The sequence below is a fragment of the Vibrio sp. SCSIO 43086 genome, assembly GCF_051132235.1.
Taxonomy (GTDB): domain Bacteria; phylum Pseudomonadota; class Gammaproteobacteria; order Enterobacterales; family Vibrionaceae; genus Vibrio; species Vibrio diabolicus.
Map to the genome: position 1 here is coordinate 336640 of NZ_CP072677.1, position 24016 is coordinate 360655.

At 45.6% G+C, this 24016-nt stretch carries 24 protein-coding genes; 10 read left to right on the forward strand and 14 right to left on the reverse strand.

Annotated elements, in window-relative coordinates; genetic code table 11:
- Positions 1 to 10: 10 nt before the first annotated feature.
- Positions 11 to 958, reverse strand: coding sequence for a LysR family transcriptional regulator (locus J8Z23_RS01635; RefSeq protein WP_048626595.1), 948 nt, complete (start codon positions 956 to 958; stop codon positions 11 to 13).
- 92 nt (positions 959 to 1050) lie between these two features.
- On the opposite strand from J8Z23_RS01635, the gene J8Z23_RS01640 reads away from it, so the two are divergent.
- Positions 1051 to 2127, forward strand: a complete 1077-nt coding sequence (locus tag J8Z23_RS01640; RefSeq protein WP_048626596.1) for an alkene reductase — start codon at positions 1051 to 1053, stop codon at positions 2125 to 2127.
- 63 nt (positions 2128 to 2190) lie between these two features.
- Here J8Z23_RS01640 and J8Z23_RS01645 read toward each other — a convergent pair whose 3' ends face one another.
- The 4 genes from J8Z23_RS01645 to argR form a co-directional block, all read right to left on the reverse strand.
- Positions 2191 to 2628: a universal stress protein gene (locus J8Z23_RS01645; RefSeq protein ID WP_005392306.1), complete on the reverse strand. Its 438-nt coding sequence runs from the start codon at positions 2626 to 2628 to the stop codon at positions 2191 to 2193.
- Positions 2629 to 2670: 42 nt separating this feature from the next.
- Positions 2671 to 5250 (reverse strand): TRAP transporter permease, encoded by a 2580-nt coding sequence (locus J8Z23_RS01650; protein ID WP_048626597.1) that lies wholly within the window; start codon positions 5248 to 5250, stop codon positions 2671 to 2673.
- A 295-nt stretch (positions 5251 to 5545) separates the two neighbouring features.
- The gene (locus tag J8Z23_RS01655; protein ID WP_005392302.1) at positions 5546 to 6514 is read right to left on the reverse strand and encodes a TAXI family TRAP transporter solute-binding subunit; all 969 of its coding nucleotides are present in this window, start codon (positions 6512 to 6514) and stop codon (positions 5546 to 5548) included.
- 405 nt (positions 6515 to 6919) lie between these two features.
- On the reverse strand, positions 6920 to 7390 hold the full coding sequence (gene argR / locus J8Z23_RS01660; RefSeq protein ID WP_031780246.1) for a transcriptional regulator ArgR: 471 nt from the start codon (positions 7388 to 7390) through the stop codon (positions 6920 to 6922).
- 359 nt (positions 7391 to 7749) lie between these two features.
- On the opposite strand from argR, the gene mdh reads away from it, so the two are divergent.
- Positions 7750 to 8685 (forward strand): malate dehydrogenase, encoded by a 936-nt coding sequence (gene mdh, locus J8Z23_RS01665; RefSeq protein ID WP_005392300.1) that lies wholly within the window; start codon positions 7750 to 7752, stop codon positions 8683 to 8685.
- A 113-nt stretch (positions 8686 to 8798) separates the two neighbouring features.
- Positions 8799 to 8990 carry a hypothetical protein gene (locus tag J8Z23_RS01670; RefSeq protein WP_005392299.1) on the forward strand — a complete coding sequence of 64 codons (192 nt, stop codon included), beginning with the start codon at positions 8799 to 8801 and terminating at the stop codon, positions 8988 to 8990.
- An 89-nt stretch (positions 8991 to 9079) separates the two neighbouring features.
- Here J8Z23_RS01670 and ispB read toward each other — a convergent pair whose 3' ends face one another.
- Positions 9080 to 10051 carry an octaprenyl diphosphate synthase gene (gene ispB / locus J8Z23_RS01675; RefSeq protein ID WP_005392297.1) on the reverse strand — a complete coding sequence of 324 codons (972 nt, stop codon included), beginning with the start codon at positions 10049 to 10051 and terminating at the stop codon, positions 9080 to 9082.
- Positions 10052 to 10307: 256 nt separating this feature from the next.
- Between ispB and rplU the strand changes: the two genes are divergently transcribed.
- The 6 genes from rplU to folA all read left to right on the forward strand — a co-directional run bounded on the left by rplU (position 10308) and on the right by folA (position 14238).
- Positions 10308 to 10619: a 50S ribosomal protein L21 gene (rplU, locus tag J8Z23_RS01680; protein ID WP_005383096.1), complete on the forward strand. Its 312-nt coding sequence runs from the start codon at positions 10308 to 10310 to the stop codon at positions 10617 to 10619.
- Positions 10620 to 10639: 20 nt separating this feature from the next.
- Positions 10640 to 10897 carry a 50S ribosomal protein L27 gene (rpmA, locus tag J8Z23_RS01685; protein WP_005383095.1) on the forward strand — a complete coding sequence of 86 codons (258 nt, stop codon included), beginning with the start codon at positions 10640 to 10642 and terminating at the stop codon, positions 10895 to 10897.
- A 206-nt stretch (positions 10898 to 11103) separates the two neighbouring features.
- The gene (cgtA, locus tag J8Z23_RS01690; RefSeq protein WP_005383091.1) at positions 11104 to 12279 is read left to right on the forward strand and encodes an Obg family GTPase CgtA; all 1176 of its coding nucleotides are present in this window, start codon (positions 11104 to 11106) and stop codon (positions 12277 to 12279) included.
- 196 nt (positions 12280 to 12475) lie between these two features.
- Positions 12476 to 13276 (forward strand): threonine/serine exporter family protein, encoded by an 801-nt coding sequence (locus J8Z23_RS01695; protein WP_301569218.1) that lies wholly within the window; start codon positions 12476 to 12478, stop codon positions 13274 to 13276.
- Positions 13276 to 13749, forward strand: coding sequence for a threonine/serine exporter family protein (locus tag J8Z23_RS01700; protein WP_434634637.1), 474 nt, complete (start codon positions 13276 to 13278; stop codon positions 13747 to 13749). Before J8Z23_RS01695 ends, J8Z23_RS01700 begins: the two co-directional genes overlap by 1 nt.
- A gap of 9 nt (positions 13750 to 13758) precedes the next feature.
- Positions 13759 to 14238, forward strand: coding sequence for a type 3 dihydrofolate reductase (gene folA, locus J8Z23_RS01705; RefSeq protein ID WP_005392293.1), 480 nt, complete (start codon positions 13759 to 13761; stop codon positions 14236 to 14238).
- Between the two features lie 268 nt (positions 14239 to 14506).
- On the opposite strand, the gene apaH is transcribed toward folA, so the two are convergent.
- The 6 genes from apaH to lptD all read right to left on the reverse strand — a co-directional run bounded on the left by apaH (position 14507) and on the right by lptD (position 21268).
- A complete protein-coding gene (gene apaH / locus J8Z23_RS01710) occupies positions 14507 to 15313 on the reverse strand; it encodes a bis(5'-nucleosyl)-tetraphosphatase (symmetrical) ApaH (protein ID WP_170892324.1) in 807 nt (268 codons plus the stop codon).
- A gap of 15 nt (positions 15314 to 15328) precedes the next feature.
- Positions 15329 to 15709, reverse strand: coding sequence for a Co2+/Mg2+ efflux protein ApaG (apaG, locus tag J8Z23_RS01715; protein WP_005379668.1), 381 nt, complete (start codon positions 15707 to 15709; stop codon positions 15329 to 15331).
- A gap of 75 nt (positions 15710 to 15784) precedes the next feature.
- The gene (rsmA, locus tag J8Z23_RS01720; RefSeq protein WP_005379669.1) at positions 15785 to 16594 is read right to left on the reverse strand and encodes a 16S rRNA (adenine(1518)-N(6)/adenine(1519)-N(6))-dimethyltransferase RsmA; all 810 of its coding nucleotides are present in this window, start codon (positions 16592 to 16594) and stop codon (positions 15785 to 15787) included.
- Positions 16591 to 17589 (reverse strand): 4-hydroxythreonine-4-phosphate dehydrogenase PdxA, encoded by a 999-nt coding sequence (gene pdxA / locus J8Z23_RS01725; protein WP_301579944.1) that lies wholly within the window; start codon positions 17587 to 17589, stop codon positions 16591 to 16593. Before pdxA ends, rsmA begins: the two co-directional genes overlap by 4 nt.
- The gene (gene surA, locus J8Z23_RS01730) at positions 17579 to 18862 is read right to left on the reverse strand and encodes a peptidylprolyl isomerase SurA (protein WP_006742728.1); all 1284 of its coding nucleotides are present in this window, start codon (positions 18860 to 18862) and stop codon (positions 17579 to 17581) included. Before surA ends, pdxA begins: the two co-directional genes overlap by 11 nt.
- A 60-nt stretch (positions 18863 to 18922) precedes the next feature.
- Entirely contained in the window at positions 18923 to 21268 is a 2346-nt protein-coding gene (gene lptD / locus J8Z23_RS01735) for an LPS assembly protein LptD (protein ID WP_006742729.1), read from the reverse strand.
- A gap of 266 nt (positions 21269 to 21534) precedes the next feature.
- On the opposite strand from lptD, the gene djlA reads away from it, so the two are divergent.
- The gene (djlA, locus tag J8Z23_RS01740) at positions 21535 to 22389 is read left to right on the forward strand and encodes a co-chaperone DjlA (protein WP_005383076.1); all 855 of its coding nucleotides are present in this window, start codon (positions 21535 to 21537) and stop codon (positions 22387 to 22389) included.
- A gap of 100 nt (positions 22390 to 22489) precedes the next feature.
- On the opposite strand, the gene J8Z23_RS01745 is transcribed toward djlA, so the two are convergent.
- Positions 22490 to 23272: a DUF547 domain-containing protein gene (locus J8Z23_RS01745; protein ID WP_046874030.1), complete on the reverse strand. Its 783-nt coding sequence runs from the start codon at positions 23270 to 23272 to the stop codon at positions 22490 to 22492.
- 133 nt (positions 23273 to 23405) lie between these two features.
- Complete coding sequence (gene leuD, locus J8Z23_RS01750) at positions 23406 to 24008, reverse strand: 3-isopropylmalate dehydratase small subunit (RefSeq protein WP_005430484.1); 603 nt, start codon at positions 24006 to 24008, stop codon at positions 23406 to 23408.
- Between the last annotated feature and the right edge of the window lie 8 nt (positions 24009 to 24016).

Genomic DNA, 24016 nt, shown 5'->3' on the forward strand with positions numbered 1-24016 from the left:
GGTGGCGGGATTATGCTTCACCGCAACACAAACCATGTCGAGGACCAAATTCAAACTGAGATCTTAGGCTCATGATATGGTCAATCATCGCTTGTACTCGTCGCGTTCGGTTTGCGCCAGGACGATAGACTAAATAAATGGGCATTGGTACCGTGTGCCATTGAGGTAAGACTCTGACTAAGGAGCCATTTTCCAGCTCTTGCGTCATGTTTTGCATAGGTAAGTTAGCGATTCCCAATCCTTTGAGCGCGCCTTTTAATACCGCTTCTACGGTGGTGCTAGAGAAGTTACTGGTTACCGAGACGTTGACCGTGTTGTCCTGAGAAATCAACGTCCAAGGGCCTATCTCTGAAACATACTGATATCTCAAACAGTTGTGTGTTGTCAGATCTTCTGGCGTTTTAGGTACGCCACACTCAGCTAAATACTCAGGACTGGCGGCCAATACTCGGGTGGTGTAACCCAATTTTTTAGCAATCAGTCGATCATCGACGATCTGGCCGACTCGAATTGCCATATCAAAACCGTGTGAAAACAGATCAACAAAATCGTTCGATGCTTCTAACGCAATTTGTACTTTTGGCCATTGTTTTAAAAATGGTAAAAAGATGTGTTCCGCCATATACGCATCCAACGCTGGTGGCGCGGAAATACGCAGCCGACCTTGGATCTGCTGTTCCATTTCTTGAACGTCTTGACCAATCGAGTGAAATTCCTCAACTAAGCTTGCAGCACGCTCTAAAACCATTTGACCAGCTTCGGTAATCACCAACTTTCGGGTCGTGCGCTCTAGGAGCTTGGCTTCAAAGTGTTGTTCGAGTTTGGTTATGGCTTTACTAACAGTAGATTTTGGTAGGTTTAACTCCAGCGCGCACTTGGTTAAGCTCAGTAGTCGACAGCTTGTGACAAAGATAGAGAGCGTCCTAAAGTCAATTGTTTCTAAATTTCGAACAATCACTTTCAATTATCCATATTGTTTCAATATTGATCTGATTATAGTCTGGCTCTTCATCCTTAGCCATCAAGTTATTGTCATTTGAGGTAAACAACATGTCCAACTCTGTAGACTTATTTTCTCCTATCGAACTCGGTCAATTAGCATTAGATAACCGTGCCATTATGGCCCCTTTAACGCGCGCTCGTGCCAGCGCAGATCATATCCCGAATGACCTTATGGTTGAGTACTATGCTCAACGCGCGAGTGCTGGACTTATCATTGCTGAATGCACCATGGTGATGGAAGGAACGTCTGCTTTTATGGCAGAACCGGGCATTTATAACGAAGAACAAATTGCAGCTTGGAAAAAGGTAACGGATGCGGTTCATGAGAGAGGCGGTAAGATCGTATTGCAAATTTGGCATGCGGGACGCGCTTGTCATCCTGAACTGAATGATGGGAAAACGCCTGTTGCAGCGAGCGCACTAGCCATTCGTGATGAGTTAGTCCATACCCCTTCGGGTAAGCAAGCATATACGGTACCACGAGCACTCGAAGTGGATGAGATAGCTTCCATTGTTGCGGCGTTTAAACAAGGTGCAGAAAACGCCAAGAAAGCCGGCTTTGATGGGGTCGAGATACATGGCGCCAATGGTTATCTTATTGATAACTTCCTTCGTGACGGTTCAAATTTACGTACCGATGAATACGGTGGCTCGGTTGAAAATCGTGCTCGATTTTTACTTGAGATAGTGAAAGAAGTCGTTGAGGTGTGGGGACCTGGAAGAGTCGGTTTGCGTACATCTCCGCTAAATGGATTTAATGACATGAAAGACAGTGATCCAGTTGGTTTGGTGCGTTACTTAGCAGAGCAACTTAATTCTTTCGATCTTGCTTATTGGCACGTGATGCGTGCGGATCTAAAGGGCGTACAAAAAGCAGATGTTCTCAAGCCAGCACGCGAAAACTATCAAGGTCACTTAATGGCGAACGTGGGCTACAGTGCACAAGAAGCGACAACGGCAATTGCAGAAAATCAAGTTGATGTGGTCGCATTTGGCGTTCCATTTATCGCCAACCCTGATTTAGTTGAACGATTTAAGAAAAATGCACCTCTTAATGAGGCAAAACCTGAGCACTTTTATTTAGGTGGAGCAGAAGGTTATACCGATTACCCAGTAATGGCATAATCCTTACTTGTTCAATATAAAAAGGACGCTAATGTTAGCGTCCTTTTTCGTTTCTTTAGTTGTTTAACCTTGCGGTTTCACGACCATCACATTGATTGGAGAATATTCCACGACCTTACTTGCGACAGAGCCAAGCATTACTTTATTGATTTTAGAACGCTTGTGACTTGGCATAATGATGAGATCAGCGCCCAAGCGCTCTGCATAATCAAGAATCGTCGCGTAGGCTTTGCCCTCAGCAACATGCACTTGGTACACAACATCTTCAGCAATATGCTTATTGGCGAAAGCTTTTAATTGCTGCTTCACGTCTTGCTTCATTTTGGCTGCTGCATCTTTTGGGAAGTATGTAGCAACCATCGACATGTGAATTCCAGGTAATACTGTTAGAAGGTGGATTTGCGCATTCGCTTGCTTTGCCTGCCAAACCGCTAGTTCAACCGCTCGGTCTGAAAAGCCTTGGTCATTTAGATCAACCGGAACAAGAATTTGTTTGTACATTCAATGTCTCTCACTAAGGCCCCTTCCTCGGGGCCAAATCGGTTATGCGCTCAATTGTTCCTTACGAGCACGACGTTTTTGGTTCATGGCAAGCACCAGCAAAATCATTAAGCATGGCACAAATACCCATTCTTTCATCGGACGTTCTGCATCTTGGATAACCCACTTGATCTCCCAATCAAAGTCGATACCAGCAGACTCTGCCGGGCTACCAAACTCGACCATATCGACAATCATTTTGTTGTCGCTTTCGGTCAGCATCAGACCCATAGACGAAATACGTGCTTCCGCTGTTGTCGCACTGTCTTCGAATGGAAGACGAACCGTTTTCTCGATGTAGTCGCCCTCAAGGTTTTCGCCGGCAACACGTAGCTCCAATGATTCTCCTACATTTAGCGTTTCCGTGATTTGAGCTACCTCAACGCCAGGAGAAAGAACTTTCGCTGGATATAGCATGTCCCACCAAAAACCAGGACGGAAAAACGAAAATGTCAGTACTAATAATAGAACGGTTTCCCACCACTTGTTACGCGTGAACCACCATCCTTGTGTTGCGGCGGAGAAGATCAGCATCGCAATGATCGATGAGATGACAGTGAGTGCTAAATGCCACCAAGAGTCTATCCCCATCAACAGTAGCTGGGTATTGAACACAAACATGAATGGCAAAATGGCGGTTCGAATATCGTAAGTAAAGCCTTGGATACCTGTACGAATTGGGTCTGATTTAGCAATCGCAGCCGCCGCAAATGCCGCAAGACCTACGGGTGGGGTGTCGTCGGCCAAAATACCAAAGTAGAAAACGAACAAGTGCACCGCAATGAGTGGGATGATCAAGCCATGTGCTGCACCTAGCGTGACAATAACCGGTGCCATCAACGTAGATACTACGATGTAGTTCGCCGTTGTCGGTAGACCCATCCCAAGAACCAAGCTGATTATCGCGGTAAACAGCAGCATAAGAATGATGCTACCGCCAGAGATAAACTCAACGAAGTCCGTCATGACCAGGCCGATACCCGTTAGGGTGACGACCCCAACTACGGTACCTGCCGCTGCCGTTGCAACGCCGATACCAATCATATTGCGAGCGCCAGCAACCAAGCTCTCAGCCAGATCGACGAAGCCATCTTTGGTTTGCTGCATCATGTCACCTTGCTTTGATAACAGAGCAATCAATGGACGCTGAGTCAGCAAAATGAAAATCATGAACACCGTTGCCCAGAATGCTGAAAGACCTGGCGAGAAGCGCTCTACAGTCAGACACCAAACCAATACAACGATAGGCAGTAGATAGTGCAAACCAGATTTAACCGTTGGGCCAGGATCTGGTACTTCTGTTAACTCTGCATCAATCTCAATTGCGCCATCTTGCACGTGATTTGCTGAGATCTTCACCAAGCCAACGTACGCAATTAACAGGGCAACCGTAACTATTGGCGTCGCGGCATCACCAAAGACATCTTTCGTCCAACCCACTCCGTAGTAAACCAATGCGCTGATCACACACAGTCCTAAGATTGTGCCAGTAAAGGAAAGCAAACTTTGTACTAACGTTGGGTTGTGGCGACGAGGAAGACCTGTCATACCCGCTTTACACGCCTCAAGGTGAACGATGTAAATCAAAGCGATGTAAGAGATAAGTGCCGGAAGTAGGGCAGCCTTAATCACCTCAACGTATGAGATACCGACATATTCCACCATCAAGAATGCCGCCGCGCCCATGATTGGTGGCGTTAACTGACCATTGGTTGAGGCCGCAACTTCAACGGCTCCCGCTTTGGTGCCCGGAAAACCGACACGTTTCATCAATGGGATGGTAAAGGTACCAGTGGTTACCACGTTTGCGATTGAAGAGCCAGAAACAAGCCCGGATAAACCAGATGCAACAACGGCCGCTTTTGCAGGACCACCTTTCATATGACCCAGTAAAGAAAAGGCGACTTTAATGAAGTAAGCACCTGCGCCAGCGCGTTCCAGCATGGCGCCAAACAATACAAACAAGAACACAAAAGAGGTTGAAACGCCTAATGCGACACCGAATACACCTTCCGTTGTTAGCCATAAGTGAGACATGGCCTTGTTTAAGCTCGCTCCTTTATGCGCGATGACATCGGGCATATAAGGGCCAGCAAAGGTGTAAGTAAGGAAGACAGCAGCAACCACCATCAGTGGTGGACCGAGCGCTCGGCGTGTTGCCTCTAAAAGGAGAACCATACCGATGACAGCAACGACGATATCTGCCGTTGTTGGTGCACCGGAACGTCCAGCTAGCTCGGTATAAAAAAGGTAAATATATGCCGCAGAAAAACTACCTGCTAGCGCCAATATCCAATCGACAAGAGGGATATGATCGCGAGGGGAATTTTTCATCGCTGGATAAGCAGTGAAAGCCAAGAAGATCGCGAAAGTGAGGTGGATTGATCGCGCTTCCGTGTCGTTCAGTACGCCGAAATTAAAAATAAATGGTAGCGGAGATGCGTACCATAATTGAAATAGTGACCAACACAGAGGAACAAACCAAAGGATTCGTCCTTGCATTCCCGAGGGGCTACGTGCACCTGTGTCTGCCTGAGCCACCATTTCTTGCACATCTTGTGACGGAGCTTGATTCGTCGCCATGTACTTTTTCCTTATTATTGATGGTCCTGTCGGATTTTTATCGAGAACCACACTTCGCCTTTATCAGTGTAGCGAATGGAGCGAAGTTTGCTTTCGAGTATTTTGCTGCCTGAACTCAAAGTGTTGAATTTTGGAGACTCTGCTAGGCGGCGTTTAAGTTTTTCTTGGGTATGAACTCGCAATTTTCGGAAGAAAACTGGCGAATGAAGCATGCAGTTAGCACGTGCTACAACCTGCATGCTCAAACAGGCAGAAAACCATCTTTTCCTGCCTGTGAGTTTGGAGTCTGAGGAAGTTACTTAAGTAGACCCACTTCTTTGTAGTATTTTTCTGCACCTGGGTGAAGAGGGATAGATAGACCCGCTTTCACCATGTCTTCTTTTTTCAGGTTTGCAAACGCAGGGTGTAGACGTTTGAACGTATCGAAGTTTTCAAACACGGCTTTTGCAACGTTGTAAGCGACATCGTCTGAAACGTCTGCTGTTGTAACCATCGTTGCTGCAACACCAAAGCTGTTTACGTCTTTGTCTGTGCCACGATACATGCCAGCCGGCACTGAGCTAAAGGCGTAGTATGGGTTATCAGCAACAATCTTATCGATTTTCGGGCCTGTTGCAGAAACTAGCTTAGCATCACATGATGTTGTTGCTTCTTTGATTGAACCGTTCGGGTGACCCACCATGTAAATGAATGCGTCAATTTTGTTGTCACAAAGTGCTTGAGAACGCTCAGAGCCCTTTAGCTCAGAAGCCAATTTGAAGCTGTCGTTTGTCCAGCCCATCGCTTCCATAACAACGCCCATGGTTGCACGGTCACCAGAGCCTGGGTTACCGATGTTTACGCGCTTACCTTTTAGGTCTTCAACGTTTTCGATACCTGAATCTGCACGAGCAATGATGTTGAAAGGTTCTGTATGAAGAGAGAACATTGCACGTAGTTTTTTGTACGGGCCTTGTTCCGCAAACTTACTCGTACCATTGTAGCCGTGGTACTGCCAATCCGATTGCACGATACCAAAATCTAACTCGCCAGCACGGATAGTGTTAACGTTGTAAATAGAGCCGCCAGTCGATTCTACTGAACAACGAATGTTGTGTTCTTTACGACCTTTATTGACCAATTTACAGATAGCACCACCAGTAGGGTAGTAAACACCTGTAACAGAGCCAGTACCGATAGTAATAAACTCTTGAGCGTTAACTGCGCCTGCACCCATTACTGCTGCAGCGATAGCGCCTACTTTGAGAAGTTTGTTAAATGCCATGAATTTCCCTTCCTTATATTCATTATTTACCCGGAAATAACCATAAATCACTTCTGGAGTTTCCTATTTGGAAACGGCATCTTTTCCAATCCAATCGTTTGAAAAAGCGAGCGAATCATAACAAAAAATTGGCAGAAAATTATCCAATTGTTAAATGTTATAGTTGATAAGTCTGAATCTTGTGCAGGAGGATAGTGTTAGATTTGTGATTTAATTCTTTTTATAACAAACACTTAATAAGTATTAAGTGAATGAAGTGAAAAAGATCAATTGCGTGATGTTAATCACAAAATGGGTGGTTAAATAATGGTCTGGATAAGCAAAAAATTTACATAAATCATGGGCTACAAAATGAGATTTCTTTTATAGCCCACAAAGAGTTAGCTGATCTAAATGTGAAAGAACTTAGCCAGTGTATTCGAACAGTTCACACACTGATTTGAACAACTGTTCAGTCGTAATCGCCATCGTTGGAGTGATAAAGATAGTGTCATCACCTGCAACAACACCAAGAATACCTTCTGATTTACCCAGTGAGTCAAGCAAGCGAGCAATCAACTGCGCAGCACCAGGGCCAGTATGGATAACAACTAATGCCGCGTTATGGTCAATGTCTAGCACCAGTTCACGCAAAGAGCTGCTTACAGTCGGTACGCCTAGCTCAGCAGGAAGGCAGTAAACCATTTCCATTTTTGCATTGCGTGTGCGGACGGCGCCAAATTTAGTCAGCATGCGTGATACTTTCGATTGGTTAATGCTTTCAAATCCTTGTTGTTTGAGTGCATCAACAATCTCACCCTGTGAGCCAAAGCTCTCTTCTTTTAATAGGGCTTTAAAGGCGCGGACTAAGTTGTCTTGTTTTTCTGAATTGCGCATAGTCATTACGAATCTCTTATTACGGGTCAGCAATTTTGCATATTCTCGCATATATATTCATGCGGTGCCAAAGAGTCCCAGTATTATGTTAGTTACGTCACTGTAAACTATATACCACATGGAATTCTTTAACTATATGAAGTAGGGCTGTTTTTGTTTTCTTGAATTCCTTGTCATTTCAACAGAATAAAAGAATAATCCAAGCCCCACTTGTAGCACGGTAACAGCGAGTTGCGCGAGGTCGCAAAGCTAGCGTTAATTGATTGTAATCAAGTTGTGATTCCGATAGCTTTATTTAAGTTGGTTACAAACTACCCTACGAATACGTTTATAAGAGAAATACTCTCAAGGAGAACTACATGAAAGTAGCCGTTATTGGTGCCGCTGGTGGCATCGGTCAAGCCCTGGCCCTTCTACTTAAGAACCGTCTTCCTGCTGGTTCTGATTTAGCCCTATACGATATTGCTCCAGTAACTCCTGGTGTGGCTGCTGATCTTAGCCACATCCCGACGCCAGTTTCTATCAAAGGTTACGCGGGTGAAGATCCTACTCCAGCACTAGAAGGTGCGGATGTTGTGCTGATTTCTGCAGGTGTTGCTCGTAAGCCTGGTATGGATCGCGCGGATCTATTCAATGTAAATGCTGGTATCGTTAAGTCGCTAGCGGAGAAGATTGCGGTTGTTTGTCCGAAAGCTTGTGTTGGTATCATCACAAACCCGGTAAATACAACAGTGCCAATTGCCGCTGAAGTACTTAAAAAAGCGGGTGTTTACGATAAGCGTCGCTTGTTCGGTGTAACAACACTGGATGTTATCCGTTCAGAAACATTCGTTGCAGAGCTAAAAGACAAAGATCCAGGTGACATTCGCGTACCTGTTATCGGTGGTCACTCTGGCGTAACGATCTTACCTCTACTGTCTCAAGTGGAAGGCGTTGAGTTTACAGCTGAAGAAGTAGAAGCATTAACGAAACGTATTCAAAACGCAGGTACCGAAGTTGTAGAAGCGAAAGCGGGTGGTGGTAGTGCAACACTATCAATGGGCCAAGCTGCATGTCGCTTTGGTCTGTCTCTAGTTCGTGCTCTTCAAGGTGAAGAAGGCGTAGTTGAATGTGCATACGTTGAAGGCGACGGTGAACATGCGACTTACTTCGCACAGCCTGTGAAACTGGGTAAAGAAGGCGTAGAAGAAGTACTAAGCTACGGCAAACTCAGCGACTACGAAAAGTCTGCACTAGACGGTATGCTAGAAACACTAAATGGCGACATCAACATTGGTGTTGAATTCGCAAAGTAATCTAGAAAGCTCGAATAAGAAGAAAGCCGATCAAAATGATCGGCTTTTTTGATCTTTGGCTTCTCTGCTTCGTAAAATTACTTGATCAAAACAACGTGGTGAAGGAGAAGATGATGGAAGCAAGTCGAATCCGTAAAGGCATGGTTGTTGAGTGCCAGCAGGGCGTAGGTACGATATTGGTGGTCGACCGTGAAGCAGAGACGGTACTGTTGTCGAAACAAGGCTCTGATCAGCAGATTGCGGTTAGCTTTGATGAAATAGAAGATGACCCACAACTGCATGGCGGTAGTGACAGATATTACTAGCGCCTATCACGGCATTAGGTATCAGATACAAAAAAGGAAGAGCTTACTCTTCCTTTTTGTTTTAAGTCTTGCGTTATGGGTTGCTATGATTACTTCGTGCGTTGTACCGCGACATGAGCCAGAGTAATAAGCGCTTGCTTGTATTCAGATTCCGGCAATACTGATAGTTCTTCGATCGCTTTGTCTGCTTCTTCTAGTGCTTTTTGCGTCGTGTACTCCAGAGAGCCGGCCTCTTTCATCACCGCGAGAATTTCTTCTAAGCGATCCATGCCATTGGCCTTCTCAATTGCTTCGCGAATCATGAGGGCATTGTCTGGCGTGGTATTACGCATAGCGTGAAGTAGAGGCAAAGTTGGCTTGCCTTCAGCCAAATCATCCCCCACATTTTTACCCATGTCTTCGCCATCAGAGGTGTAATCCATGACGTCATCAATAAGCTGAAACGCAGTACCCAAATACTTACCGTAATTTTGCATTGCGATTTCAACATGCTCAGGAGCATCGTTTAAGATTGCGCCAATTTGAGTTGCAGACTCAAATAAGCGTGCCGTCTTAGAGTAGATGACTTGCATGTAGCTTTCTTCTGTCGTGTCAGGATCGTTACAGTTCATCAACTGCTGAACTTCACCTTCGGCGATCACGTTTACGGCGTTGCTCATTAGCTTAAGGATCTTCATGGATCCTAGCTCCGTCATCATTTGGAATGAGCGAGTATAGATAAAGTCCCCAACTAACACGCTAGCAGCATTGCCAAATGCAGCATTCGCAGTTGCTTTACCGCGGCGCATGTCTGATTCGTCGACCACGTCATCATGCAGCAAAGTCGCTGTATGGATGAACTCAATAAACGCAGCTGCCATTGTATGACCGTTGCCTTGGTAACCAAGTGCGCGGGCTGACAGTATCGCTAAAAGCGGTCTCAGACGTTTGCCTCCACCACTCACGATATAAAAACCGAGCTGGTTGATTAAAGAGACATCAGAATTAAGTTGGGCTTGAATTGTTTCATTCACTTTTGCCATGTCATCGGCAGTAAGCGCTTGGATAGTTTTAAAATCCATCGTATATCCGGCTGAAGTTAGACCCTGCAAGGCTTATTCGATTTATATAATTGTCGAATAATACACTAAAAAACGTTGATTAATACATTACTAAAGGGCATGATTGCCGCACTTTTCTTTGGCGATTAGCTTTTCGCCAATTTTTTCAAAATATGGCTTGTCATAGGAGCATCTATTCTGTAGAATCTGCGCCCTATTGATGATTAGTTTAGCGCACACCCTCAAGAAAGGCTGTGCGGAAAAAGCGGAGTAAAATATGTACGCTGTTTTCCAATCTGGTGGTAAACAACACCGTGTAAGCGAAGGTCAAACTCTTCGTTTAGAGAAATTAGACGTTGAAACTGGTGCAACTGTAGAATTTGATAAAGTTCTTCTTGTTGCTAACGGCGAAGACATCAAAGTTGGTGCTCCTCTTGTAGAGGGCGGCAAAATTGTTGCTGAAGTTGTACAACACGGTCGTGGCGATAAAGTTAAAATCGTTAAGTTCCGTCGTCGTAAGCACTCTCGTAAGCAACAGGGTCACCGTCAGTGGTTCACTGAAGTGAAGATCACTGGTATCAACGCTTAATCTATTAGGAGAGTTTAACAATGGCACACAAAAAAGCTGGTGGTTCTACTCGTAACGGCCGCGATTCAGAAAGCAAACGTCTAGGTGTTAAGCGTTTCGGTGGTGAATCTGTACTTGCAGGTAACATCATCGTTCGTCAACGTGGTACTAAGTTCCACGCTGGTAACAACGTAGGTATCGGTAAAGACCACACTCTATTCGCTCTTACTGAAGGTAAAGTGAAGTTCGAAGTGAAAGGTCCTAAGAACCGTAAGTTTGTAAGCATCGAAGCTGAGTAATTAGGTTTTTACCAAGTTACTTAATAGCTTTAAGCTGAATTCAAAAGCCCTGCCGAATCGGCGGGGTTTTTTATTTATGGCAGTCGACATATCGAAGTTTCTCGTTTCCACCTTATTTGTGGGCTGGGAGCTTAGATCTGTCATCTGCTAAAATTGTCAGATGACAAAGTAGATTTAATCCACGCACGAAGTAGTCGGAGTAAAAGATGAAGTTCGTAGATGAAGCGGTAGTAAAAGTTCAGGCTGGCGACGGCGGTAGCGGCGTTGTGAGTTTCTGGCGTGAAAAGTTCATCACTAAAGGTGGCCCTGATGGCGGTGATGGTGGCGACGGTGGTGATGTTTATATCCAAGCCGATGAAAACCTTAACACTCTGATTGATTATCGTTTCCAGCGCTTCTACGAAGCGGAGCGTGGTGAGAATGGCCGCGGCGGTAACTGTACTGGTAAACGTGGTAAAGACATTGTTCTTCGTGTACCTGTAGGTACGCGCGCAGTGGATATCCACACAAATGAAATCGTGGCAGAAGTTGCTGAACACGGTAAGAAAGTGATGATCGCAAAAGGCGGTTGGCACGGTCTAGGTAACACGCGTTTCAAATCTTCAGTAAACCGCGCGCCTCGTCAAAGAACATTAGGCACAAAAGGTGAAGTACGTGAAATTCGCCTTGAGCTATTGCTTCTTGCTGACGTTGGTATGCTTGGTCTACCTAATGCAGGTAAATCAACCTTTATCCGCGCAGTCTCAGCAGCAAAACCAAAAGTCGCTGATTACCCATTCACGACGTTGATCCCAAGCTTGGGCGTAGTGAGTGTCGTACCAGAGAAAAGCTTTGTTGTTGCAGACATTCCAGGTCTTATCGAAGGTGCAGCAGATGGCGCTGGTCTTGGTATTCGATTCTTGAAGCACTTAGAGCGTTGCCGAGTGTTGCTGCACATGATCGATATTATGCCAATTGATCAGTCTGATCCGGTGCAAAATGCATTAACGATCATTGATGAGCTAGAGCAATACAGTGAAAAACTGGCAAGCAAGCCACGCTGGTTGGTATTCAACAAAGTTGATTTAATGCCTGAAGAAGAAGCGAATGAGAAGATCCAAGAAATCTTAGACGCACTAGGCTGGGAAGACGAGTACTTTAAGATCTCGGCGATCAACCGCAACGGCACTAAAGAGCTTTGTTACAAACTGGCTGACTTTATGGATAATCTACCTCGCGAAGAGGAAGAAGTGGCTGAAGAAGATAAAGTTAACTTCATGTGGGATGACTACCATAAAGATGCGATGGCGGGGAAAGACGTTATCACTGAAGATGACGACGACGATTGGGATGACTGGGACGATGAAGAAGATGACGGTCACGTTGTCTACGTTCGTGACTAATCAGAACAGTCAAACAATGCCTGTTTGTCTATAATTCATTAAGCCGCAATTTATTTATTGCGGCTTTTTTTGTATCTAAATCATATTTAGATGGTGTGATTTACGGCACAATAGCCGATACGTCGTGATTTTTGAGGGCTAGTTTGGACCTCTCGCGTATGAATGAGCAACACCCTAAAAGGAATTAGACTGATTTATGACTCTAGAAACCGTACCGTCTGGAGAGTTGGCGGTATCCACTCAACGATCTATTTCTCGCCTTGTTGCCCAAGCCGGGCAAATGCTACTCGCTCATGGTGCTGAAAGTACTCTGGTGAGCGATATTATGCGCCGTATTGGCCTTGCTTGTGGGGTTAATGAAGTTGCGGTTGCGCTATCAGCCAATGCACTGGTTGTCACGACGGTAATGGATGGACACTGCATCACCACCACCCGAAGTTGTGCCGATCGTGGCATTAATATGCGCGTTATTACGCAAATTCAACGTATCTGCATCATGATGGAGCGTGGGCTGCTCGATGCAACCATGGCGCAGAAAAAGCTGAACGCCATCAGTCCAGAGCGTTATAACCGCTGGTTGGTGGTGTTTATGATTGGCTTGTCATGTGCGGCATTCAGTCATCTGGCAGGTGGTGATTTGGGGGTATTTGTTATGACCTTTTTAGCATCAGCTGGTGGCATGATCGTTCGCCAAGAAATTGGTCATCGTCACTTTAACCCTTTACTGAACTTTGCAGCGACCGCCTTTGTCACCACCTTAATTTCTGCGCAAGCGGAAATCTACCAAATCGGCAATCTGCCCACTGTTGCAATGGCATCGTCGGTATTAATGCTCGTACCGGGTTTCCCGTTGATTAACTCGGTGGCAGACATGCTGAAAGGGCACATTAACATGGGTATTGCCCGGTTTGTGATGGCCAGCTTACTGACGTTGGCGACGTGTTTGGGCATCGTTGCTGCGATGAGCGTTACTGGAATTTGGGGGTGGGCAATCTAATGAGTTTGTTTGATTTGATGCTTGGACTGCTGAATGACATGTTTTTCGCTGCGATTCCCGCAGTTGGATTTGCACTGGTTTTTAACGTGCCACAAAGAGCTTTAGTGTATTGCGCTGTTGGCGGCGCGATTGGACACGGCAGCCGTTATTTGATGATGCAGTTTGGTATTCCCATTGAATGGGCGACCTTTTTTGCCGCGACGCTAGTTGGGATGATCGGGGTATACTGGTCTCGCCGCTTTCTCGCGCACCCAAAAGTGTTCACTGTGGCAGCTTTGATCCCGATGGTACCTGGCGTGTTTGCTTACAAAGCAATGATAGCCATGGTTGAGATCAACCATATTGGTTATTCACCTGAGCTCGTTGCAACTTGTATGGAGAACTTTCTTAAGGCCATGTTTATTATTGCAGGCTTAGCTGTTGGTCTTGCTATTCCAGGGCTGTTATTCTATCGCCGCAGACCAATTGTATAAGGACCTAACATGATCATTAGTATGATTGCCGCGATGGCCGACAATCGCATCATTGGCAAAGACAATCAAATGCCTTGGCATCTTCCCGCCGATTTCGCTTGGTTTAAGCGTTGTACCATGGGAAAACCAGTTGTGATGGGACGCAAAACCTATGAGTCTATTGGTCGCCCTTTACCTGGTCGCTTGAATATTGTTATCAGCCGTGATGAGACACTAAAGATCGAAGGCGTCACTACCGTAACATCGATTGAGCAAGCTTTGGACGTGGCTGGTGACGTGGAAGAAGTGATGATCATTGGTGGTGGTGCGATTTACGCAGCTTGTCTGCCGATGGCCAATAAACTGTATGTAACACACATTGAAGCCGCGATTGATGGTGATACTCAGTTCCCAGACTGGGGAGATCAATTTAAGGAAACCTACTCAGAAACGTATCAAGCGGATGAGAAGAACGCCTACAACATGCGCTTTACTGTGTTAGAAAAGTAATTCGAGATTAAAACAGCGTAGTTAATACGGTAATGCCGTTCGTATAACAGCGAGCGGCCATCCCGGCCTGCCATCATCCTGAAAGCGACGGAGGAGCGTGATTCAGGATCTTCTATACGAGTACTTTGTTGTCAAAGGTATCTCTATCTACCCGCAGCGTGCGGATATTAGATTCCTAGTCTCGCTAAGGCTCGCTGGAATGACCCTACAGGAGATGTTAGGTGACAGGCATTCTCCCTACGATGGATTATCGACTATTATTCCGTGTTTAACTTAACGCATCCTGAGTAAAGATTTTCTTATCGTCCCAACGGATCATGGTTAGGCTTCCGCCCCAAACACAGCCAGTATCCAGACCGATGATCTCTTCGTCTACATGGCCTTGTAGTGCAGCCCAGTGACCAAATAACACCGTTTTATTGAGGTGAACGCGCTGAGGTACATCAAACCATGGAATAAGTTCGTTACCGGAAACTTGTTGTGGTGGTAGTTTACAATCCATATCCAAACGACCATCGGGGAAGCAAAAGCGCATCCGCGTAAAAGCATTGATAATATAACGGTATCGGTCCAAACCCTGTAGAGAGTCATGCCAGGAATCAGGTTGATTACTGTACATGTTTTTTAAGAGCCAAGGCAGCTCTTCACTTTGGATGATGCGTTCAACTTCGCGGGCACATTTTCTTGCGGTTTTTAGATTCCACTGTGGTGATATCCCAGCGTGACACATCACGAACTCGTCATGCTCGGCCATAAGAGGTTGCTGAGCTAGCCATGCCAATAGCTCTTCTTTATCGGGTGCCGTGAAAATAGGTGCGGTCCTATCTTTGTCTTTGACCTTTTTTATCCCGTGAGCAACGGCGAGCAGGTGAAGGTCGTGATTACCAAGCACCACGGTTGCGCTTTTGCCAAGCGACTTCACAAAGCGTAAAGTTTCTAGTGATTTAGGCCCTCTGGCGACCAAATCACCAGCGAGCCACAGTTGGTCTTTTTTCGCAGAGAAAGAGACTTGTTCTAGTAGTCGCTGCAATTCATCAAAACAGCCTTGAATATCACCAACAATATAGGTAGCCACTGAATCTCCAATTTACTAATTTAAAACATTTGGAACAGCAAGACGAAATGGTTCAATTTCGGTGATGAACTCCTGTCCTTTTTCATCCAGCATTTTGTAGTGCCCTTGCATAACGCCGACAGGGGTTTCTAACGCGGTTCCGCTACTGTACGTGTATTCATCATTGCTTGGAATAAAAGGTTGTTGACCCACCACACCATCACCTTCAACCGTCATTTGCTTGCCATTCGAGTCTGTGATTAACCAGCGACGGCTCACTAACTGCACGGTTTGTTGGCTAAGGTTTTTGATGGTGATGATATAGGCGAAAACGTAGCGTTGTAGCTCAGGATTGGACTGTTCTTCGATGTATTTGGTGTGAACTTGAATTTTGATGCAAGGTTGAATGACGTCCATGTGCACTCCTCAGAAACGTAATATCCCAATAATAATAAGCCAAACCGGCAAGGGTTTGGCTCATTGTTTGAGTTCTTAGTGCTGCGGGTTATCCGCAAGCCAGTTCGCCATCGCGACGAATTGTTCTAGCGTCAGGTTCTCTGGACGCATGCTTGGATTAACACCTAGCTCTTCTAGTACTTCTGTGCTTAACAACGATTTGTAGCAGTTACGAACTGTTTTACGACGTTGGTTAAAGCCTTCACGACAAACGCGATCCAGCAAACGCAGATCTTTCGCAGGGCATGGTAGCTCTTCATATGGCACTAAACGAACAACGGCAGAGTCCACTTTCGGTGGTGGAACGAATGCCGTTGGCGGTACTTCCAGTACTGGTACCACTTTACAGTAGTACTGAGCCATTACCGTTAAACGGCCGTAAGCTTTGCTGCCAGGGCCGGCGGCTAAGCGGTTTACCACTTCTTTTTGCAGCATAAAGTGCATGTCTTGAATATCTTTATGGAATTCAAAAAGGTGGAACATCAATGGTGTAGAGATGTTGTACGGCAAGTTACCGAAAATGCGTAGCTTGTTGTTTGGCTTCACTAATTGAGTGAAGTCAAAACGCATAGCGTCACCCTCATGGATGGTCAACTTATCCGCCAGTTCAGGGTGAGTACGTAGGCGTTCCGCCAGATCGCGGTCCAGTTCGATGACCGTGAATTTATCCACTTCACGACCTACCGGCTCAGTGATTGCACCAAGACCAGGACCGATTTCAACCAGGTTTTGACCTGGTTTTGGGTTAATCGCTGATACGATTCCATCAATAATGTATGGATCGTTCAGGAAGTTTTGACCAAAACGTTTACGCGCTTTGTGTCCTAAATGGACATCATTTCTCATTGTTTCTTCTCTACCAAATCTATCGCATGCGTGAGCGCTGTTCGGAAACTCCCTGTATCCGCTTGACCTGTCCCTGCCAGATCTAATGCAGTACCGTGATCCACCGATGTTCTAATAAAAGGTAGACCAAGAGTAATGTTTACTGAACGACCAAAGCCTTTGTATTTTAATACTGGCAACACTTGGTCGTGGTACATGCCTAAAACAGCATCAGCATCATTTAAATATTTTTCATTGAAAATGGTATCTGCCGGCAAAGGACCGATCAGGTTGATACCTTTTTCTTGTCGAATCTTTTCCAGTGTCGGAGTGATGGTTTCGATCTCTTCACGACCTAAGCAGCCATCTTCACCAGCATGAGGGTTAAGCCCGCAAACGTAAATGTTTGGTTGGGCGATAGCAAACTTTTCTACAAGGTCTTTATGAAGAATATCGATGATTTTTTCTAATCGCTCTTCGGTGACCGCTTTGGACACATACGCTAAAGGAATATGTGTTGTGACCAGCGCCACGCGTAGTCCTTCCGTTGCTAGCATCATGACGACTAGCGGCGTTTTTGACTTCTCGGCGAAAAACTCAGTATGACCACTGAATGCAACACCTGCGCGATTAATCACCCCCTTATGAACAGGGCCGGTGACAATAGCATCAAATTCATCATTCATACAGCCTAAAGCGGCTCTTTCTAGCGTTTTTAGTACATAGTGACCATTCACTTCGTTGAGCTCGCCTGCGACCGCAGGTTCCGATATTTGGATATGATCAACGATAAGCGTGCCTGCTTTTTGTGCTTTAGGCGCTTCTTCTGGATTGTAATCAGACAGTTGGACTTCAATGCCAAGCTGCTTGGCTCTGTCCATCAGCATATTTTTATCGGCGCAGACGACAATTTGGTGTGCCCAATCTTCCTTCGATAAGGCAAGCACTAAGTCTGGGCCGATACCCGCAGGTTCCCCTGCGGTTACGACAATTCTACGAATTGTATTAGTTGTCATTGTTGTCATCCACGATTTCAACAAACGCACTTGCGCGTAGCTCTTGCATCCATGCGCCCGCTTCTTCATTAAATTTACGGTTAAATAGAATACGGTAAGCCTTATTCTTCATCGCTGAGTCAGTGCGGTCAACTTGGCGACGATCCAACACTTCAACGATATGCCAGCCGTGAACGGTTTTGAACGGTTCGCTGATTGAGCCAACAGGCAGAGTTTCTACTTGGTGTTTAAATTCTGGCACGTACAGATCTGGCGTTTGATAACCTAGCTCGCCGTCTTGCGCTGCCGAGCCAGGGTCTTGGCTGTACTGCGTTGCCAATTGAGCGAAAGTGGCTTCGCCGGCTTTGATGCGGCGTACAAACTCATTCAGTTGCTTCTTCGCCCCTTCATCACTCAGAATCACGGTTGGTTTAATCAAAATATGACGCGCATTTACTTCCGTTACCGCAACCGTTTCTAAGCCTTTTACATCTTCAATTTTTAGGATGTGGAAACCGACGCCACTGCGGAATGGGCCAATGATGCTGCCTTTGTTTTGCATTTTGATCTGATCGGCAAAGATGGTTGGCATCTCTTCTTTACGCATCCAACCCCAGTCACCACCTTGTAAAGCTTTAGGACCTTTTGAGTAGGTGTAGGCCATCTCCGTAAAGTCTGCACCTTCGTTTAGCTTTTTCGCTAGCGCTTTTGCTTCTGCTTCTACAGCAGACTTTTCTTTGTCATCAGAGAAGCGCAGTTGAATGTGTCCAATTTTGTATTGAACGGTCGCATTGGTTTCTTGTGATAGTTGCTCAGCAAGGCTGTCGACTTCTGCTGGAAGGATATTAATACGGCGACGAACCAGTGCATTACGGGCTTCTGAAGCGGCGATTTCCTTACGAATTTGTTCGCGGAATTCTGGGTAACTCAAGCCTTCACTTTCTACAGAAGCGGCGAGTTGTTCTACAGATTGTTCATTATTACGTGCGATCTCCGCAATCGCTTGGTTTAAGCGGTTATCGTCAATACGCACACCGATACGGTCTGCTTCTTGGCCTTGCAACGTGTCAATAATCAGCTTTTCAACAACTTGTTCTTTTAACACGCTAGCAGAAGGTAAGCTCTTTCCGCTTTGACGTGCGTTGGCTTGCAGCGTTTTCATCGCTGTTTCGATGTCGCTTTGTAGAATTACACCGTCATTCACGATGACCGCAACCTTATCGATCTCTACTGGTGCTGCAACCGCTCCGCAAGAGAGTAGGGTCGTGAATAAGATTGATTTCCAAATTTTCATTTAAAATTCCGTCAGTATTTTTTGAATAGGCGTCTTATCCATTTAAGACGCCTATTTCGATTAATTGTTCAGATAGAATGGGCGGCCGTACTTAATCGCGTTGTCAGAACCATCCAGTTCTTTGACTGCAGTGTCTTCACGCTGATTGGTCGCAAAGCCTTGAATACCGAAGTTAACGCTAAAGTTATTTTCGTATTCAGGTGATGCGCCAGTGCTGCCGATAGTTTGGTTTTCCCAACCAAGCAATTGGTTGGCGTAAGTCACACCAATGTACCAACAGTCAGACTGGTAACGCAGGCTCGCTAGCCATTCTAGGTCCGCATTTTCATTTAGGTCGTAGTAGTATTGACCACTTGCAGACCAGTTCGGGTTGAACTCGTAGGCCGCTACAATACCTGCTTGTGAAATGCCTTTACGAGTAATTGTGTCTAGGTTTTCGAGAATGATCGTATCTTCGATGTATTCACGCGTGACGTAACGATAGTTACCCTGAATAAAGCCACCGTTAAATTGGTACTCTAAGGTACTGTTCGCCAACTGCATGGAGCTCAAATCGATATCGTATTGAATTCCACCGTGATAGAACAAGTAATCGTTGTAGTTGAAATCAGCTTCAATCGCCCATGATGAGTAGTTGGTGGTCTCATCCGGAAGATTTGGGCTGTTGCTCAGTTTGGTCTTTTTATCGAAGTAGTAAATCTGACCAAATGAAACGTTAAGACGCTCTTTATAGTCATCATCAAAGAAGCGAGTACTCGCACCGTAGCTTAACTGGTTCGCAGAGGCGATTTTATCAATGCCACTGTACTTACGACTGCGGAATAGCCCGTAGTAGTCGGTTTGTAGCAAGGTGGTATCGTAGTTGTAGATATTGGTTTGATCTTCTTCAGGTACGTACAAGTACTGCAGCTGAGGTTCCAGTGTTTGTGTGTAGCCCTTGATCCAACTCGTGTCTCGCTCTAAGTAAAGTTGCGCATGCGTACGGAACTCGGGGATAACACGAGAAACTTCGTCATCTAACTGGTTTTGCAAATTTACATCTGTCAGACCCGTTAAGTCTTGAGAGTAGTACGTGGAAAGCACGCGAGCTTCCGTTGTCCACGTTGCCCATGAATTTGAAAGCGGCAATGTAAGCCCTGGTTCAATATGAACACGGGTCGCATTTGGTCGCGCAGCATCGCTCGTATCGAAGCGGCTCACTTGGCTCTTCACGTCAAAGTTGAGGTAATCTCCCCACAATGGCGTGTAGTAGTTCAAGTCTAACTGAGGAAGCAGGCGATAAGGGCGGTTCTCTTCTTTCAATAAGATTTGGAAGTCGCGAACGGTTAACGAGGCATCCCAGAAATCAGAACGATATTGTACTTGTCCTTCTTGAACCAGTTGACCATCTTCACGGTTACCAATATCGGAGTCGAGATCGAGGAAGTAATCAATATCACTCACTTTTGAGTAATCGACTTTGACTATCCACTGTTTATTGATAATACCGTCGTGTTTAACTTGGTAGCCCCAACGAGACTCGTCTTGATATTTGCGATCGCTATTGAGGTATTCGCCTTTGATTTCACCATTCCCCCAACCATCCGTTAGGTAGCGGAAATCAGTATCGAGTTTTGTTCCGCGCTGCTGCATGTAGAGCGTGGTGAGCGTCATGTCATATTGAGGTGCGATGTTCCAATAGAATGGCACCTCGACTTCCATACCATCGCTAGAACCATAAGATAAAGAAGGGAAGAGGAAACCCGTTTTACGCGTATCTCCAATTGGCATGGTTAGATACGGCACATAGAAAACAGGAACGTCTAACACTTCAAATCGAGGATGGTGCAGCGTCGCCGTCTCTTCATCTTGGTCAACGTCAATACCTGATGCCACTAAACGCCATGAATTGTCGCCTTGAGGACATGATGTAATAGAACCATCTTCGAGTTCATAAACCGACTGACCTGTACGCGCGATGTATGCTGCTGTGCCTCGACCTTGTTGGCAAAGGAACTGATAATCGGTGTTCTCCAGTGAAAACGTGTCTTGGTTGATGTCATTAGTAACACGATCAGATCGAGCTTTGACTTGGCCGTCATTGAAAGTCACGTTGCCTTCGGCAACCACGACGTTATCTTGTTGGTGCAGCGTTACGCTATCTGCGGTGATTTTCTTCTGGCCTTGGGTGACTTGTACATTACCTGAGTACTGAGCTTTGTCACCATTGATGGCTTGCAGGGTGTCAGCTTCTACCACTACTGGGGTATTAAGAGCGTCCTCCTCGCCACTGGTATCGACCAAACATTGATCTGTGGCGGGCATTTCCTGCACACTATCATGGATATTCGCTTCAGCTTGAGTGGTGGGTACAAACAAGGCGGTGCTGATAGAGGCCGCTAAACATGTGCGGGAGAAATGTTGCATTGAATTGAACTTTCCTGTGTCACTACTACTCGATGGCTATAGGGCTTGTTGTACCCTAGCGTAATAGCCAAATGAATCAACTATAGTCGCATTTATCCCAGCGTATTGATTCACTGTGGCATAATGACGACAAAATAGCTGCAAAGATAAGCAGGCGAAATGGCCTAGCCGAAATAAAACTAATTCCATTATCATAAAGGAAATCGTTGCATCCGGCACTATAAGACCGCCGTCGTCGATAAAAATTCATTGATAGAGAACACATAATGCATATTTTTGGCAAAATTCTGGGTGCCTTTTTTGGCTTGTTACTTGGCGGGCCGCTAGGTTTACTCTTTGGCTTATTTATTGGCCATCAATTCGATAAAGCACGTCGCTTGAGTCAAGCCGGGTTCTCTACTGGCGGCTTTGGAAAAGGGCCGAGCCAAGCTCAGCGCCAAGAAGAATTTTTTAAAGCGGCGTTTGCGGTAATGGGACATGTGGCAAAAGCGAAAGGCCAAGTCACCAAAGAGGAAATCCAACTTGCTTCTGCCATGATGGATCGCATGAATTTGCATGGCGAACAGCGCCGCGCTGCGCAAGATGCGTTTCGTGAAGGTAAAGACAGTGACTTTCCGTTAGAAGACGTTCTTGTTCGTGTGAAAATTTCGACAGCAGGCCGCTTTGACTTGTTGCAATTTTTCCTTGAATTACAAATCTCGGCGGCCTTTGCAGATGGCTCAATCCACCCGAGTGAACGAAATGTACTACACAAGATTGCACGTGGTTTGGGTTTCTCTTCTGAGCAATTAGAGCGTCGCTTGCAAATGCAAGAAGCCGCATTCCGTTTCCAAAGCCAAGGTGGTTTTCATGGTCAGCATCAAGGCCAATCTTCTGGTGGTAGCTGGCAACAAGCTTCACAAGCGGATCAACTGGCTGACGCGTACAAAATTCTGGATGTGTCTTCAGATGCCGACAGTAAAACCGTCAAGCGTGCTTATCGTAAACTGATGAACGAGCATCACCCAGACAAATTGATGGCTAAAGGTCTACCACCAGAGATGATGAACGTAGCGAAAGAAAAATCTCAAGAGATTCAAAACGCTTACGATCTGATTAAAAAGGTCAAAGGCTTTAAGTGATTTTGTCAAAATCTAGAAAGTAAAAAGGGCACTTGGTGCCCTTTTTAGCTTTTGGGTTACGGGTGACCAAAAGCGTTGCAAGCTGAACGGTGGCGATAAATTAGTCAGTTTGATTCAAACTCCAATCGTATTCGTACTTCACTTTTCCAGAGAAGTCTTTGTACTGTGGCGCGTACTTCGCGATGTGGTTGAAGACTTGTTTTTCTCCACCAAAGTCCGCTGCAAACCAATCATAAATGGAAGACAGCTGTGCCGTGTTTCCTTGAATGGATACGCCTTTGTTGCTGTTAATAAACGTTCTGGCAGCACTTTCAAGTAAGGCTTCAGTGTTTTCGGCAGTGAATGCTTGAGCTTGTAGGTTAGGGCATCCCAAACTTGCACAATTTACGGCGTAGTGCGTTCTTGGGTCATTCCAAATTGGACGCAAAATTCGATGTTCAATATCGTTTAAAGTTAGATCCTTCCCGTTGACCACGACCACATCGTCTCCCCAAGGCCCAAAGCTAAATAAACCACCTAGCTTGGTGATGGATTCGACGGGATAGTTATCCAAAATAAGATCTACCGTGATGGCGTTGTAAAGGTTCACCCAATAGGCGTATTGCTCTGCTTGGTTGTACTGCAATGGATCGAGTTTTACCAGTCGTCGGATGTACTGCTTTAACTTCGCTTTGTCGGAAGCCGTGACTTTGCTATAGCGGAACAAAGTATTCTCACCTTGTTCAACCAAGTAATTGTCTAACAGTTGTTGCCATTCCTGGTGCGAAATGTGTGTTTGGTTGGCCTGATTCGATTGTTGCCAATACGGCCACAAGTCAGATTTAGGAGCAGCGAACGCTGAGAAAGAAACCAGAGCACACAATAGCAATAACAGACGCTTCATAGAGATACCTTTGAATGAGATATTGTTGATAGTGTAGACCTGCATAAGGCGAAGTTTCTTTCTTGAGGCAATGAAAATAAAAGAAAAAAGGCTGACATAAGCCAACCTTTTTTTGTTTAAATTGCGATTTTAATTAGCTTAAGAAGCTTGGGATATTCGCTTCGTACTCAGCAATCTTATCTTCGTGCTGAAGGGTTAGGCCAATGTTGTCCAAACCGTTTAGTAAGCAGTGACGACGGAACGAATCGATTTCAAAACCATATTCTTTGCCGTTGGCGCGAACCACATTCGCTTCTAGGTCCACTTCCACTTCTGCGCCTTCGTTGGCCTCAACGAACTGGAAGATTTCATCCACTTCTTGCTCAGTCAAACGAACTGGCACCATTTGGTTGTTGATCGAGTTGCCGTAAAAAATATCGGCAAAGCTAGGTGCGATCATCGCTTTTATGCCGTAATCCGCTAGCGCCCACGGTGCGTGTTCGCGAGATGAGCCACAACCGAAGTTTTCACGTGCCAGCAAGATGGAAGCGCCCTGGTAGCGTGGGGCGTTCATCACGAACTCTGGATTTGGCTGTTCGCCAGCATCATCTAGAAAGCGCCAGTCATGGAACAAGTGTTTACCAAAGCCTAGGCGAGACACCTTTTGTAGGAACTGTTTTGGAATGATGGCATCAGTATCAACGTTCGCTGCATCTAGAGGAACAACTAAGCCTGTATGTTGTTTAAAGCCTGACATTTGTTTGC